This window comes from Acinetobacter johnsonii CIP 64.6, assembly GCF_000368045.1.
Classification (GTDB): Bacteria; Pseudomonadota; Gammaproteobacteria; order Pseudomonadales; family Moraxellaceae; genus Acinetobacter; species Acinetobacter johnsonii.
The window spans coordinates 1059445-1075282 of the sequence record NZ_KB849236.1 but is presented as its reverse complement, the minus strand read 5'-3'; the positions used below and the strand labels follow the sequence as shown (position 1 = coordinate 1075282).

Below are 15838 nucleotides of genomic sequence, written 5' to 3'. Positions count from 1 at the left end.
TTCTTTCTGTAATCATAAATTAATTACTATAGATCTCTCAACACATTATTGTATGCACAGGATGTAGGCATGAATATGATGGAAAGCAATACGCATTTCAACGACGCTCAAAATCAATTTGAATATATTACCGAATTCAAAGAAAAAAGTGAGCTTGAAGTTGAAATCAATACCGCTTGGCGACGTGCCGAAACTGACTGTGTTAAAAACTTATTAGACCACAGCAAAATCTCTGACGAGATGAATCAACGCATTCATGAACTTGCGTTTGATTTGGCTCATACTTTACGTGAACGTAAAAGCGGCAGCGGTAAAGCAGGTATTGTACAGGGTCTCTTACAAGAATTTGCGCTGTCTTCTCAAGAAGGCATCGCGCTGATGTGTTTAGCTGAAGCTTTGCTTCGTATTCCAGACATGGCGACACGTGACCTATTGATTAAAGACAAAATCAACCAAGGCAACTGGAAAGAGCACGTTGGTCAAAGTAACCTGATGTTTGTCAATGCGGCAGCATGGGGTCTCATGTTGACTGGCAAGCTCATGGAAACACCAAAGCAAAATAGCTTATCAGGCACTTTAACAGGCTTATTGGCACGTAGTGGGCGTGGCATCATCCGTAAAGCGGTTGATGTGGCTATGCGTATGATGGGCGAACAGTTTGTGACTGGTGAAACCATTGGTGAAGCATTACAACACGCTGAACGTCTTGAAGAAAAAGGCTTCCGCTATTCATACGACATGTTGGGTGAAGCAGCACTGACCGATCATGATGCTGATCGTTATATGAAAGACTATACCGATGCCATTCATGCCATTGGTCAAGCGTCAAAAGACAAAGATGTTTACGATGGTCCAGGTATTTCAATTAAATTATCTGCTCTACACCCTCGCTACCAACGTGCACAAGTTGCACGTATGCATGAAGAGTTATACGGTAAAGTCTTTACCCTTGCTAAATTAGCACGCGGCTATAACATCGGTTTAAATATCGATGCAGAAGAATCTGAGCGTTTAGAAATTTCTTTAGAAATGCTTGAACGCCTATGCTTTGAACCAGAACTCAAAGACTGGAAAGGCATTGGTTTCGTTATCCAAGCGTATCAAAAACGTTGTTTCTACGTGGTTGACTACATCGTAGACTTGGCTAAACGTAGCGAAAAACGCTTAATGATCCGTTTAGTGAAAGGTGCGTACTGGGACAGCGAAATCAAGAAAGCACAAATTGAAGGGATGACTGACTACCCTGTATTTACCCGTAAAGTACATACAGACTTGTCGTATATCGCGTGTGCGAAGAAATTATTGGCTGCACCAGAACAAATCTACCCACAGTTTGCAACACACAATGCGCAAACCTTGGCGACTATTTATGAAATGGCCAACCCAGAGAAATACTACATAGGTCAGTATGAGTTCCAATGCTTACACGGCATGGGCGAGCCACTGTATGAACAAGTAGTCGGCGAAAAACTAGATAAAAAACTAGGTGTACCTTGCCGTATTTATGCACCTGTCGGTAACCATGAAACACTATTGGCTTATCTTGTACGTCGTTTACTTGAAAATGGTGCAAACACCTCTTTTGTAAACCGTATTGCAGACAAGTCACTCGCGATTGATGATTTGATTGAAAATCCAACTCAAACCATTTTAAGCAGTGCAAAACGTGAAAATATCGTGGGTCAAAAGCACCTTTCGATTCCACTTCCTGCTGAACTTTATGGCCAACTGCGTGCAAATTCTAAAGGTTTAGACCTTGCAAATGACTCTGCATTAGCTCAGTTGAACCAAACAGCTCAACAGTTTGCTAAGCATCAATGGTCTGCTGCCCCAATGGGTGAACACATTCAGACCAATGACGCCGTTGCTCCGCAAAGCATCATCAACCCAGCACGTCACTCAGATGTTGTCGGTTATGTACAAGAAGCAACAACTGAACAAGTTGAGCAAGCATTAAACAATGCCCAGGCTGTTCAAGACATTTGGGCACGTACGGCTAAAGACACCCGTGCGAGTTACCTACTTCGCGCTGCTGACTTAATGGAAGCTCGCTTAGAAGAACTGATGGTTTTACTTTGCCGTGAAAGTGGTAAAACGTATGCCAATGCCATTGCAGAAGTTCGTGAAGCTGTAGATTTCTTACGCTACTATGCAACGCAAATGATTGATCTAGATGCAAACGCAGAAGTTGAGCCTTTAGGCACGATGCTATGCATTAGTCCATGGAACTTCCCATTGGCCATCTTCACAGGTCAAGTCGCTGCTGCATTGGTTGCAGGTAATACAGTGATTGCTAAACCAGCTGAACAAACGCCATTGATCGCAGCGCAAGCAATTCAGATCTTATGGCAAGCCGGTGTGCCTCAAGCGGCTGTACAGCTGATGCCGGGTCGCGGTGAAACTGTGGGTGCACAACTCAGTGCATCCGAGCAAGTTCAAGGCATCATGTTCACAGGTTCAACTGAAGTTGCTAAGATTTTGCAAAAAACTGTGGCGAAGCGTCTAAGCAAAAATGGTGAAAGCATTCCATTGATTGCTGAAACAGGCGGTCAAAATGCCATGATCGTTGACTCATCAGCATTGACTGAACAAGTTGTACTTGATGTCGTCAGTTCAGCTTATGACAGCGCAGGTCAACGTTGTTCTGCTCTTCGCGTACTGTGTGTACAAGAAGACAATGCCGATGCTGTGATTCAAATGCTTAAAGGCGCAATGCAGCAACTTCAAGTGGGCAACCCATATCTACTTAAAACAGATATTGGTCCAGTCATTGATGCTGAAGCGCAAGAAAACATTCAAAAGCACATCGACAAAATGCGCCAAAAAGGTCATCGCGTACACCAGTTGATGCGTAATGATGCTCAAGACACTGAGATAAATGCAGGCACGTTCATTACACCAACACTAATTGAGTTGCCAAATCTAAATGATTTAGAGCGCGAAGTGTTTGGTCCTGTGCTGCACGTGATTCGCTTTAACCAAGGTTCACTCAAACAGTTACTTGAGCACATCAACAGCAAAGGCTATGGCCTGACGATGGGTCTACATACCCGTATTGATGAGACCATTCAAACTGTAATGACCCATGCTGAAGTAGGTAACCTCTACATCAACCGCAACATTGTGGGTGCAGTTGTCGGTGTACAACCTTTTGGTGGTGAAGGTTTATCAGGCACTGGCCCTAAAGCGGGTGGTCCAATTTATCTATATCGCCTAATGCAAAACTGTTCTGCGAAAAAGTTGAATAAACCTTTTGCTACAGGTGCTGATTTAAACCCTCAGGTTGAGTTCAGCAACTCTGCATTGTTCCTTGAGTGGGCAGCTAAAACCTTCCCAGCAGTGAAATTGGCAAAAATTGAGAACTTCTGTTCAGGCCATCATTACGAGCTGCAAGGTCCGACTGGTGAAAGCAACCAATACATGGTGATTCCGCGTCATGCAGTCTTGTCATTAGCTGAACAAGAAGCAGATCAACTACAACAGTTGAATGCGATTTTTGCAGTCGGTAGCCGTCCAGCAGTGCTTGCAGATAACAGCTTTGTGTTAAAACACATGCCAAGCATGCCTAAAGCATTGGCTCAAGCGTTCCATGTCATCAAAGACATCAAAACTGATGCTTTTGATGCAGTACTACACCATGGTACGACAGCGCAGCTTTTAGCTCTGCAACAGCAGATTGCTGAGCGTCAAGGGGCGATTGTAGGTATTACTCACCTTAGCCCATCACAAACGGCCATTCCTTTAGAACGTTTTGTGATTGAGCGCGCTATTAGTGTTAACACGGCAGCTGCTGGTGGTAATGCAAGTCTCATGACTTTGAATTAAACCTAATTTAAACCTGTAGTCCTCATTGGGACTGCAGGTTTATTACTGTGTTTCCTCTATTGCCAAGTAAACATCTTCTGGTCTGTTTACTTGGCATTTTTTATGCGGCTCAGTTTGGCCCAATCTGCTCGAAAATTTCCGATATAGCACAGCATCAAGCCATCTGTAGCATGAATAAACCCCACGCTTTTGCTGAATATCTTTAGGCTAATTCGGCAAACTTTGTTACCATCTCTTTTTTCAATATGTTTGCGATTTTTACTGCATATGACTCCTTCTTATCAACAACAACTTGACGCCAAAATTGAACGAATTACAGCTCAATTTGCTGAATTCACTCCACCTTCGCTTGAAGTTTTTCATTCTCCTGAAAAACACTTTCGCATGCGTGCAGAATTCCGTATTTGGCATACCGAAGATGATATGTTTTATGCCATGTTTGAACGCGATGAAGACAATCAGAAAAAAGTCATCCGTATTGACGACTTCCCAATCGCTGATGCCAGTATTAATCAGCTCATGCCTGTTTTATTGGCAGAATTGAAAAGCAATGATCTCCTCTCAAAACGCCTATTTGAAGTGCATTTCTTAGCGACCTTAAAAGGTGAAATGCTAGTTTCCCTGATTTACCGCTGCCCACTCGATGAACAATGGCAGGTTTTAGCCAAACAACTTTCAGAAAAATTAAATATTAAGTTGATTGGCCGTAGCCGTGGTCAAAAAGTGGTACTCACCGATGAATTTGTGGTGGAAGAACTGCAAGTTTTTGAGCGTAAATATCAATACAAACAAATTGAAAGTAGCTTTACACAGCCCAATGCGCAAGTCTGCCAAAAAATGCTCGAATGGGCCTGCAATGCTGCACAGCAATCAAATAAAGATTTGTTAGAACTTTACTGCGGCAATGGTAACTTTACCCTACCGCTTTCCACCCGTTTCAACCGTGTCTTAGCCACTGAACTGGCTAAGTCTTCGGTGTATGCCGCACAGTGGAACATCGAACAAAACCACATCGATAATATTCAAGTCGCGCGTTTATCAGCAGAAGACTTCACACAAGCCTATAACGGCGAACGCGAATTCCGTCGCTTACAAGAAGCAAATATAGATATGAGCAGCTATGAGTTCGATACCGTGTTTGTTGACCCACCGCGTGCGGGCATTGATGGTGAAACCTTAAAATTGATTCAGCGTTTTGAACGGATTATCTATATTTCGTGTAATCCTGATACCTTGCATGACAACTTAAAAACACTCAGCCAAACCCATAAAATTTCACAGTTTGCGCTGTTTGACCAATTTCCCTATACCCACCATGTCGAGTCTGGGGTTTTGCTGGAAAAAATTTAAACAATTTGTTGCAACTTAAACCGTATAAAAAAGAAGCTCAAATGAGCTTCTTTTTTAATTTTCATGAAAAAAGATAAGCTTATATAAAATGCAAGTATTTCAACTGTCATAATAACGTTAATACCTTGCGCTATAATCGGAATTTTTCGACATCGATCGCTGCTTTTATCTCTCACGCTGACTTGCATTATTTTACAGATTGGTTATATTTCACCCTATGTTAGGTTGTAAATGAAGTCTATATGAGTTTTTGGCAAAAGCTGTTTTCAAATGAACAGCAAAACGAGCATAAAAATCAAATTGCTTGTGTTGAAAATGACTGCTCTTGTAAAACCAATGAACAGCTCATCGAAAAGCTTAAAACAGCGACCGATGAAGAAGTGATTGTTGGGATTAAAAAAGTATTAGCTTCTCGTGGCTATGGCCGTAAGGAGTTAAATGAACTTCAGCATCGACCTCTACAGTAGTAGAGTCACTGAATATTCATCAAAAAGGCACTTAGATTGATCTAAGTGCCTTTTTTAATGGCTGTACATCATTCTGCGTATAAAAAACCACGGTATATGAAGCACAGCACACTTTGCACGTTTAAATATTATACAAAGTCTTAAATTTTTGTTACCTTACAGGCTCAATATAAAAATCAATAATGTTTGAAATTAAAAGGTTAAGTAATGAAAAAACTACTCATAATCAGCACATGTATTACCCTTTTATCTTTAACAGCATGTAGCAAGATGCCGAAAGCTTGTGTTGAGTCTTGGGAAAAAATGGAAAAACTTGCCGAGCAGATGGGTTTGCCTGAAGAACAACTCAAAGAACAAAAAAAGAAATTTGAAGAAGACGTGAAAGCGATGAACACTGAAGAAGCAACACGCATGTGCAGTACCCAAAACTCACTTTTAGGTCTAGTGGATCAATAAACACTACTTCATCTTAAAAGAGGATGCTTGCATCCTCTTTTAATGCGATCACAAAAGCTAGATACTCCTTTCCAATCGGTCTCTTTTATTTCTATCATCGTAAACTCAAATAACCGAAACCCACTAAACAGTCGCTAATTCACAGCAGAAGCTTTAAAATACAGATAAAAGACAACTGTAATGAATTAGCACGTATTAGGCATGCAACAACAAAAAGTCCACTACCCCTTGGGGGCTCATCTTATAGTCAAACATTTTGGCTATACGCATCACGGCATATATGCGGGGCGTGGACGTGTGATTCATTATTCAGGTTTTGCACATCTTTTTAAAAAGTATCCGATTGAAATCACCTCCATCGAGAACTTTAGCCACGGACGTAAAATTACAGTTAATCAGTACCAAGCCCCCAAATATAAAGGCCGTAAAGTGGTTCGCCGTATGCGCTCACGCATGCATGAAAACAACTACCATCTTATTATCAATAACTGTGAACACTTATGCACATGGGCCATTACAGGCGTTGAAAGTAGCCCACAAGTCATCAAAATGATGAACAGACTTACTACTATTGGCTATGTCAGCTCTATGATGAGTTTCATGAACAGCCTGATGTTAACGCTGACCACCACCTGTTTTGCCTTGGTGCTCTACATCAAAAAGAAATTACGTGATAAGGCCAAACAGCAGCTTGGGAACTATTTTGAGTTTAAAGAGGAACGCTCTAAAAAAGATCACTGATGTGAACGCAGTTGAAAAGGCGGAAATTTATCTTCAACCAAGTTGAGCTGGATATCGTATTCAAGCCATGCCTTGGCACCATCTAGCACTGTAGTAAAGCCACCTGTTGCATCCATCACATAATGAATCAGCTCATTACCTTGTAACTCAATGTCATAATTTCGAATGATCACATAGGTATTCATGCTGTCGATTTTTTCAAATACAAAATCCACTTTAGTTTTAGGCGTGCCCCATTCGATGCAGATCAACTCATTTTCAACGACTTGTAGGACATGAGTCGAGTGTGTAATTTGGTATTTATCCCAGGTCCAATCGACCATTGCGCCTTTTTCTAAATAGCCCGAAGACTGACTAAACCAAAACTTGGTGGTTATAAGTGGATCAACAAAAGCGTTAAACACAATATTGACAGAACGGCGAATCAACATCTGAGTTTCGATCACGGTAGTCATTGTTATATCCCTATCACTTTTAAACTTAGTGATAGCACATCTCAACAAACCAATCATATCGAAAATTTGTTATGGCTCAGGCAATCCGCTCATTTTCTGTTATGGATTTGTTCACTGCTTTAACTTAAATTGGCTCTATGCGCACTTACTGGTTCTGGCAAAGATTCATTTAAAGAACTGAGCATTTCGCGCTCTATGCCCCGCACAATAGCATCTAAAGGCAAATCATTTTCCTGAAGCCCGAAGGGTTCTTCTAACTCTGCACTTAGCGCATCTAAACCCAATAATAGATAGGCAATTAAGGCCACGATCACCGGTGACCAAAAACCGAGACTGGAACTTAAACTAAAAGGTAAAATGAGACAGAAAGAGTACACGGCACGGTGTAACAAAACTGAATAAGAAAATGGCAGAGGTGTAGATGAAATACGGTCACAACCAGCGTGAATATCTCCCATTGCCACCGTATGCTTAGTCAGCATACTGTAAATAATATCGCTAATCTCACCACGCTTATACAACACCGCCAGATCTTTCTGCGTAAGCTCTAATAGATATTGCGGTGGATTAATATGCGTAGCCAATACCTCCCACTGCTCTACTGTCAGTTGTACTTTGGCTTGATAGTGGTCATAGGTATGACTTTGCTGCCGTAAACGATCTCGAAGCAAATGACTAAATAACATCACGCGATACATCAAAACTGTACGCTCTGCATCATTTAAGACATAACTATCACGGATCATATGCCGTGCGTTGGCAATCATTGCGCCCCATAGCTTACGCCCTTCCCACCAGCGGTCATAACACGCTGTATTTCGAAAGCTTAAGAAAATCGAAAGAATCACACCAAATACAGTAAACCCAATGACAGGCACTGCAGGAGCTGTCACGTAATGTTGAGTCGCTAGATAAACCAAAAGAGTTGAAATTAAAACACCGACCATCAGTGCCGGAAACACTTTCGGCAAAATGGTGCCACGCCAAGCAAAGAGTAATGCAAAGCTATTGGTTTTATCTCGAACGATCACAGTATATTCCTATTGGTTTCGCTACGAAAAGGCTCAACCGAAGTTGAGCCTTATATCTATCCAAATCAAGCAAACAGCGCTTATTTAGGCTTAAAGCTGTCTTTTAAGTCTAAAATACGGTTAAACACAGGTTTCTCTGCTGTATGGTCGTATTGATCTGCAACAAAATAACCTTCACGCTCAAATTGGAAACGGTCTTCAGGCTGTGCTTGCGCCAATGCAGGCTCAATCACCGCGTTTACAATTTTCAATGAATCAGGATTCAAGTTCGCTAAGAAATCATCGCCCACTTCAGGGTCCGACTCTGTAAACAGGCGATCATAAATACGCACTTCAGCAGGAATGCCTTTAGTCGCAGATACCCAGTGAATCACCCCTTTAACTTTACGACCTTCTGGATTTTTGCCCAAAGTTTCAGGGTCGATTGAACATTTCAACTCAACCACTTTACCGTTTTCATCTTTAATCACTTCATCACACTTAATGACATAAGCATGACGTAGACGAACTTCACCACCCGGAATTAAACGCTTGAAGCCTTTTGGTGGTTCTTCTTCAAAGTCTTTACGGTCAATGTAAATTTCAGAGGTTAACGGAATTACACGCTCACCCATGTCTACATTTGGATGACGTGAATGAGTTAAATCTATATCGTTAGGCAAATTTGTGAGTGTGACTTTGAGTGGATTCAATACTGCCATACCACGAGCAGCTGTATTTTCCAAAGACTGACGGATGCAGTATTCAAGCATTGCAACATCAACAATACCATCTGACTTCGACACACCAACACGCTTACAGAAGTCACGTAGGCCTTCTGGGGTAAAACCACGACGACGCATACCTACAACGGTTGGCATACGTGGGTCATCCCATCCATTGACATAACCACCTTCAACCAATTTACGTAATTTACGCTTAGAGGTAATGGTGTAGTCAATATTTAAACGGCTAGACTCATACTGACGTGGTACTGCTTCCGAGTGAACTTTCTCAACCACCCAGTCATAAAACGGACGGTGGTCTTGGAATTCCAAAGTACATAATGAGTGAGTAATGCCTTCAATTGCATCGGATAATGGATGTGCATAGTCGTACATTGGGTACATTTTCCATTTATCACCTGTTTGGTGATGCTCTGAATGGAGTACACGGTACAAAATAGGGTCACGCATATGCACATTTGGAGATGCCATATCAATCTTGGCACGCAGAACAGCTTCACCTTCCGCAAACTCACCATTGTTCATTTTTTCAAAACGCGCAAGGTTTTCTTCAACTGAAGTATCACGGTAAGGCGAGTTTTTACCCGGCTCAATAAAGTTACCACGGTTCAAACGAATTTCTTCAGGTGACTGCAAATCCACATAAGCATCACCCTGTTTTATCAGTTGAATCGCCCATGCATGGAGTTGATCAAAATAGCTTGATGCATAGCGCGGTTCGCCATTCCACTCAAAACCTAACCATTTAACGTCGTTGGCGATCCCATCTACATATTCTTGTTCTTCTGCATCTGGGTTGGTGTCATCAAAACGTAGATTGCAAAAACCATCAAACTCGTTGGCAATACCAAAGTTTAAACAAATCGCTTTCACATGACCAATGTGTAAATAACCATTCGGCTCTGGCGGGAAACGCGTGACTACTTTTTGCGTACGACCTTCAGCCAAATCTTCGGTAATCACTTGGCGAACAAAATCTAAGCCTGGCTGTTGTTCTTGCTGCGCTGCGACAGAGGCATTGTTACTTGGTGTCGGGTTATTTGGCAGTGTTGAAACAACATCATTCGGCTTCATAGTTTAAAAATCACTTTGATGAAAAAAATTAAGGAAAAATAGGGTTCTGCTATACGAGCATAATTCTAACTGATCTATCAGTCGATTTATGAATATTTTACAGCCCCTTAAACGATATTTGATCTATTTTACAAAGAAAATAACGTTTTTACTTGCCTTGTAGTTTACAGTTTGCTTATGCTTCTCACAACCAAAAAACCCATGGCTTTGATGTCCATGATTAGGAGATTACACAATGAGTTTTCCTCAAGTCGAATTAAACACCAATAAAGGTCGTATTGTTCTTGAACTTAACAACGAAAAAGCACCAATCACTGTTGCTAACTTCTTAGAATACGTACGTGACGGTTTCTATGACGGCGTAATTTTCCACCGCGTGATCGATGGTTTCATGATCCAAGGTGGTGGTATGGATGAAAACTTCAAAGAAAAAGCAACACGTGATGCAATTGAAAACGAAGCTGATAACGGCTTAACCAATGACCTTGGTACAATTGCAATGGCGCGTACACAAGCACCTCACTCTGCATCTGCTCAGTTCTTTATTAACGTGGGTAATAACTCTTTCCTTAACCACTCTGGCAAAAATGCACAAGGTTGGGGTTATGCAGTTTTCGGTAAAGTAACTGAAGGTCTAGACGTAGTAAACGAAATTAAAGGCGTTCGTACTGGCAACCGTGGCTACCACGCTGATGTTCCACTAGAAAACGTTGTGATTGAATCTGCTAAGATCATTTCTGAGTAATTTTTAAATCCTCCCCAGCCCTCCTTTGATAAAGGAGGGAGCTAGACTCTCATTCGAATATGAGATTACCCTCCCTTTTTAAAGGGAGGTCGGGAGGGATTTTTAAAAGGAAACTTCCGTGACCTATTTGTTTATCGCTGATTTACACTTGTCACCCGATCACCCTCGACTCGTTCGGGGGTTTTTAGATTTATTAGATGCTTATAAGAACAAGAATACCCAACTGTATATTTTAGGCGACTGGTTCAATGCATGGATCGGCGACGACTACACTGCTCCTTGGCTAGATGAAATCATTCGCGCTTTAAAGCAATTTTCAAATGCAGGCAATCACATCTATTTCTTAACAGGTAACCGTGATTTTGCCCTAGGACAGCAGTTCCTCGACCAATTTAATGGCCAACTGTTAGCTGAAGTTTGCACACTCAAACTTTCAGATCACACCATTCGTATTGAACATGGTGATTTGCTCTGCACGGATGACGTATCCTATCAGCGTTTTCGTAAAATTATCCGTAACCCCCTTCTGCTGAAGTTTTTAAAAAGTACACCGCTTGGCTTTAGACAAAAACTGGCCAATGGGTTCCGTAAAAAAAGCCGTCAAGCACAACAGTTTAAAAGCTATGAAGTCATGGATGTGAATCAAGATGCTGTTCAAGCAGCATTAAGCAATGCGGATTTACTGATTCACGGACACACCCATCGTGCCAATATTCATGATATCGATGGGAAAAAGAGAATTGTACTCGGTGACTGGAAAGAAGATTCCGCTCAGATTTTAGAAATTAATGCGAATGGTCATCTACAAAATTTGGCATTAAAAAAATGGCAGTATTAATGCCATTTTTTTACTATACCAATCAATATTATACATAATGTTAACTCAAGTACTTACCGCCTTAATTCAACTCATTTAGACGATACAATTGATTAACACCGGTATAAAAGCTCAAACCATCTAAGTTCATTGGAAGAGTTTCGCCAGATTCAAGTTGAATCATATGCCCCACTTCAACCCAGATTAAACCGTGATTTGTATTCTGTTGACGTTTAAGTGGCACCAATTTTACATTGATTTCACTACCATTTACGGCTGTAGCAACACGCCATGTATTTAAAGTTGTCAAAATTTTAACTCACTAAGTGAGCTTTTTGTGATGGAACAAAGAGATTAATAAAACGGGTTTTGAATAATAATTCTGTAGTTACAATGATGATATTCAAGTCAAATGCCTGAACTCAGATAGATCACAATCAGCTATATCATAGAAAAGTAGGAACAATACCTACTCGTAGTCTTCATTATACTAGGTTGTCAAGATTTAAGCAAAAGTAGCTCACTTTGCGTAAATACTAGCATAAACCAGAAAATGATTTGTTTAAGGCACATCGGTATTTTGATCTTTTAAATTTTTAATTTCACGAGCCAACTTATAATTCCAAACCATGACAGCCACAGCAATCACTAGAAACTTAAAATTCCATTCACTATATTTTTGATATTCCGACACAATAATTAAAATACTCAAACCAAAAATCAACACCGTAAAAACTTTCGTTAAAGACTGTTGTCGGATTTTAGCTTTGATATTTTTAGGTTCTAGATCAAACATTTATACAGTATGTTCATTATTTTAAAGAAGTAATTCAACCACTTTATAGATTTGATTGCAACGCAATTACTATCTCAATGTCACATAAAGACAAAACGAGTAACTTACACCCAGATTTGATTACATACTAACTGCCTCCCCCCGTAGAAATTGAGTAACACACTCGTTATTCAATAATGATAACGAACTAAGTCTGTATGCCTTTTTCAACTAAAATCTAAGTCTGTTCGAGTTGTAGCGTGATCACAAGTCTCCTTTCATCGGTTAGAATGAGAGATCAACAATAAATTGAGTGTGATTATGGATCTGCTAAATATTTCAAAAAGTCGTTATACCACCAAAGCTTATGACCCAAATAGAAAGATCCCTCATGAACAGTTTACTCGATTATTAGAAATTCTCCGCTTAACTCCATCGTCTATCAACATCCAACCTTGGCATTTTTTCATTGCAGAAAACACAAACGCCAAAGAGCGGATTGCAAAAGCACTGGTGGGTAAATACGCATACAATGCTCCCAAAGTACTAGATTCATCACATACAATTTTATTTTGTACCAAAGCCGATATTTCTGAGCAACATTTGGAAAATTTATTGCATCAAGATGACCTACATGGTCGTTTTAAAGATGATGCCGCTAAGCAAGGCCAAAAAGACAGTCGTTCAGGTTATGTCAACTATTACCGCAATGAAAAAGGTGATGTACAGCGTTGGGCTGAAAACCAAACCTTTATTGCTTTAGGTCAAATTCTATTGGCTGCAGGTATTGAAAAAATTGATGCTACACCGATTGGTGGTTTTGATGAATCCATTATTAGTGAAGAGCTAGGTTTAACCGAACAAGGTCTAGTCCCTTCTGTATTGCTCACACTAGGCTATCGGAGTGATGCCGACTTCAATGCAAAATTGCCAAAGTCTCGTTTAAGCAAAGAAGATATTTTCACACAGCTGTAATGCTATTTGTATATAAAAGGGACTTCAGTCCCTTTTATATTTTGGGCCTGAAAATTGCTTCATCATGTTCAATGTCAAAAACAAAAAAAGTGAGGTTGCTGATGCCTGTTAAGCCCAATATGCCGATGAAATTTGAATGTGCACATTGCAATAAAATCTATTTAGGTCAGTATCAACATATCATGCGCCCTCACTATCCCGATTGTCCCAGTTGTGAGCGACCAGGTCTGTTATTAGGGATTGCAGTGATTGAAGATCTGCTCAAACACCCTTTTTCCTTTATGCAGAACTATTTTAAACAGACATTGCATAAGCTAAACAAGCCACGCTTGTAATACCCAACACCAATCCGATGGCTGTTGCGAGTTTGACCTTCTCTTTAAAGAAAAGTAGTCCGCTGAATACGCCTAACAGCACCACCATAATATTCATGCCCGCAAAAACCACCGCTGGGCTATCCTTGAGTAGCAGATGAGCTTTGACATAAAGTGCGATATTGGCAAAGTTCAACACCCCAAGACATAGACCTGCCACGACGTTCTTGGTTAAGCCGATATTTTTCGTAATCACGGCAACATAACCGACTGACAATAAAAACGCACAAATAAACATCAGGTTTAACGCAACGGAAAACTGCACACCCAGCCCTGTTGTATATTTGAGTAAGACATCAATCAGCGCATAACCAAACCAGACTAGTGCTAAATACCACACAGCCTGTTTTTGACCTTCTCCACCACCAGAGGCATTGGTAAATAAAATGCACATCACGGCGGCAAGCCCCAAGACCACCCCGATAATTTTGAGCTGATTAAACTGTTCTTGAAAAATAAAATAAGCCGCCAATAAAGATAAAATCACCGACAAACGCTGTGCGATTTCTGTTTTGACAATGCCTGCATATTGTAAAGATTTAGCTAAAAATAAAAATACACTCGGCAACAAAACACCAAGCGCGACAATCAGCCACCAAGGGGTATTTGAAATAGAAACGTGGCTTAGATCAGGTTTAAACCAGAAGTAACACAGTAAACTGGCTGAAGCATAGTTCCAGCTAATCATCTGGATCGGATCAAATCCTTTGTTTTTGCCCCATTTTAAAAGAATGGAGACCACCACACTACAACAGGCCGCAGCAAATATCAGTTCCATAGCACACTCTTATTATTGTCGCCTCGAATATAAACACACATAGAAAAGCCCACATCAGGGTGGGCTTTTCCAATATAAATTATTCAAAAAGAATTATTTATAACGATCAACCATTTTCTCTAAAGAAATTGGACGAATCTTATCGGCATTACCCGCAGTACCAAATGCTTCATAACGGTCAACACAAATTTGTTTCATTGCATCTACAGTTTTCGCGAAGAATTTACGAGGGTCAAATTCGCTTGGTTGTTCAGCCATCATACGACGCATTGCACCAGTCGATGCTAAACGCAAGTCTGTATCGATGTTGATTTTACGAACACCGTGCTTGATTGCTTCAACCAATTGCTCAACAGGAACACCATAAGTTTCTTTGATGTCGCCGCCATACTGGTTAATGATCGCTAACCATTCTTGTGGTACAGAGCTTGAACCGTGCATCACAAGGTGGGTATTTGGAAGTGCCGCATGAATTTCTTTAATGCGGTCAATTGCCAAAATATCGCCTGTAGGTGGACGCGTGAACTTGTATGCACCGTGTGAAGTACCTACTGCAATTGCAAGTGCATCTACATTGGTATCTGCAACGAACTGACGTGCTTCTTCAACTGAAGTGAGAAGTTGAGAATGATCAAGAACACCTTCAGCGCCTACACCATCTTCTTCACCCGCTAGACCAGTTTCAAGGCTACCTAAACAACCGATTTCACCTTCAACTGAAACACCACATGCATGCGCCATTTGTACTGTACGACGAGTTACATCAACGTTGTACTCATACGTTGTTGGTGTTTTACCGTCTGCACCCAATGAACCATCCATCATTACTGATGAGAAGCCCAATTGAATTGAACGTTGGCAAACGTCCGGATCTGTACCATGGTCTTGATGCATTACCACTGGAATGTGTGGCCATTCTTCAATTGCAGCCAAAATAAGATGACGTAAGAATGGAGCACCTGCATATTTACGCGCACCCGCTGATGCTTGTACGATAACAGGTGAATTTGTCGCATCTGCTGCAAGCATGATTGCGCGCATTTGTTCTAAGTTGTTTACGTTGAATGCTGGTACGCCGTAAGCATGTTCGCCGGCGTGATCCAAGAGCTGGCGCAATGAAATAAGAGCCATAATGTCCTCCCAGTTGATGCGACATATTCTACATGCTCAAAGGTTTCAATTCAGCAACAAATAACACTATTTAAAAAAAATCCCCGCAATTGCAGGGACTTTTTACGAAATTCGCGTGT

The 15838-nt window shown here is 40.9% G+C and carries 16 protein-coding genes; 9 read left to right on the top strand and 7 right to left on the bottom strand.

Annotated features, from left to right (window positions below; genetic code table 11):
• Window positions 1-69 precede the first annotated feature (69 nt).
• From putA to F986_RS16280, 5 genes are all read left to right on the top strand, one after another.
• Window positions 70-3825 carry a trifunctional transcriptional regulator/proline dehydrogenase/L-glutamate gamma-semialdehyde dehydrogenase gene (putA, locus tag F986_RS16305; RefSeq protein ID WP_004696987.1) on the top strand — a complete coding sequence of 1252 codons (3756 nt, stop codon included), beginning with the start codon at window positions 70-72 and terminating at the stop codon, window positions 3823-3825.
• Between the two features lie 267 nt (window positions 3826-4092).
• Window positions 4093-5175, top strand: a complete 1083-nt coding sequence (gene trmA, locus F986_RS16300; RefSeq protein ID WP_004696985.1) for a tRNA (uridine(54)-C5)-methyltransferase TrmA — start codon at window positions 4093-4095, stop codon at window positions 5173-5175.
• A 242-nt stretch (window positions 5176-5417) separates the two neighbouring features.
• Entirely contained in the window at window positions 5418-5642 is a 225-nt protein-coding gene (locus F986_RS16290) for a hypothetical protein (protein ID WP_004696983.1), read from the top strand.
• A 207-nt stretch (window positions 5643-5849) separates the two neighbouring features.
• The gene (locus F986_RS16285; RefSeq protein WP_004696981.1) at window positions 5850-6098 is read left to right on the top strand and encodes a hypothetical protein; all 249 of its coding nucleotides are present in this window, start codon (window positions 5850-5852) and stop codon (window positions 6096-6098) included.
• Between the two features lie 201 nt (window positions 6099-6299).
• A complete protein-coding gene (locus F986_RS16280) occupies window positions 6300-6839 on the top strand; it encodes a lecithin retinol acyltransferase family protein (RefSeq protein WP_004696979.1) in 540 nt (179 codons plus the stop codon).
• Here the strand turns inward: F986_RS16280 and F986_RS16275 are convergent.
• The 3 genes from F986_RS16275 to F986_RS16265 form a co-directional block, all read right to left on the bottom strand.
• Window positions 6833-7294 (bottom strand): SRPBCC domain-containing protein, encoded by a 462-nt coding sequence (locus F986_RS16275; protein ID WP_004696977.1) that lies wholly within the window; start codon window positions 7292-7294, stop codon window positions 6833-6835. The genes F986_RS16280 and F986_RS16275 overlap by 7 nt on opposite strands.
• Before the next feature lie 119 nt (window positions 7295-7413).
• The gene (locus tag F986_RS16270) at window positions 7414-8325 is read right to left on the bottom strand and encodes a bestrophin family protein (protein WP_004696975.1); all 912 of its coding nucleotides are present in this window, start codon (window positions 8323-8325) and stop codon (window positions 7414-7416) included.
• Window positions 8326-8405: 80 nt separating this feature from the next.
• A complete protein-coding gene (locus F986_RS16265) occupies window positions 8406-10124 on the bottom strand; it encodes a glutamine--tRNA ligase/YqeY domain fusion protein (protein WP_004696972.1) in 1719 nt (572 codons plus the stop codon).
• 235 nt (window positions 10125-10359) lie between these two features.
• Between F986_RS16265 and F986_RS16260 the strand changes: the two genes are divergently transcribed.
• Entirely contained in the window at window positions 10360-10869 is a 510-nt protein-coding gene (locus F986_RS16260) for a peptidylprolyl isomerase (protein ID WP_004696971.1), read from the top strand.
• Between the two features lie 118 nt (window positions 10870-10987).
• Window positions 10988-11707: a UDP-2,3-diacylglucosamine diphosphatase gene (locus F986_RS16255; protein ID WP_004696968.1), complete on the top strand. Its 720-nt coding sequence runs from the start codon at window positions 10988-10990 to the stop codon at window positions 11705-11707.
• A gap of 61 nt (window positions 11708-11768) precedes the next feature.
• Here F986_RS16255 and F986_RS16250 read toward each other — a convergent pair whose 3' ends face one another.
• Both F986_RS16250 and F986_RS16245 read right to left on the bottom strand, forming a co-directional pair.
• On the bottom strand, window positions 11769-11996 hold the full coding sequence (locus tag F986_RS16250) for a hypothetical protein (RefSeq protein WP_004696967.1): 228 nt from the start codon (window positions 11994-11996) through the stop codon (window positions 11769-11771).
• 252 nt (window positions 11997-12248) lie between these two features.
• Complete coding sequence (locus tag F986_RS16245) at window positions 12249-12482, bottom strand: hypothetical protein (protein WP_004696964.1); 234 nt, start codon at window positions 12480-12482, stop codon at window positions 12249-12251.
• A 300-nt stretch (window positions 12483-12782) separates the two neighbouring features.
• Here F986_RS16245 and nfsB point away from each other — a divergent pair, with 300 nt between their 5' ends.
• Window positions 12783-13436, top strand: coding sequence for an oxygen-insensitive NAD(P)H nitroreductase (gene nfsB / locus F986_RS16240; protein WP_004696962.1), 654 nt, complete (start codon window positions 12783-12785; stop codon window positions 13434-13436).
• 101 nt (window positions 13437-13537) lie between these two features.
• The gene (locus tag F986_RS18655) at window positions 13538-13771 is read left to right on the top strand and encodes a hypothetical protein (RefSeq protein ID WP_004696960.1); all 234 of its coding nucleotides are present in this window, start codon (window positions 13538-13540) and stop codon (window positions 13769-13771) included.
• On the opposite strand, the gene F986_RS16235 is transcribed toward F986_RS18655, so the two are convergent.
• Window positions 13731-14588 carry a DMT family transporter gene (locus tag F986_RS16235; protein WP_004696958.1) on the bottom strand — a complete coding sequence of 286 codons (858 nt, stop codon included), beginning with the start codon at window positions 14586-14588 and terminating at the stop codon, window positions 13731-13733. The two genes, F986_RS18655 and F986_RS16235, sit on opposite strands and share 41 nt — an antisense overlap.
• 93 nt (window positions 14589-14681) lie before the next feature.
• Complete coding sequence (fba, locus tag F986_RS16230) at window positions 14682-15719, bottom strand: class II fructose-bisphosphate aldolase (protein WP_004696956.1); 1038 nt, start codon at window positions 15717-15719, stop codon at window positions 14682-14684.
• Between the last annotated feature and the right edge of the window lie 119 nt (window positions 15720-15838).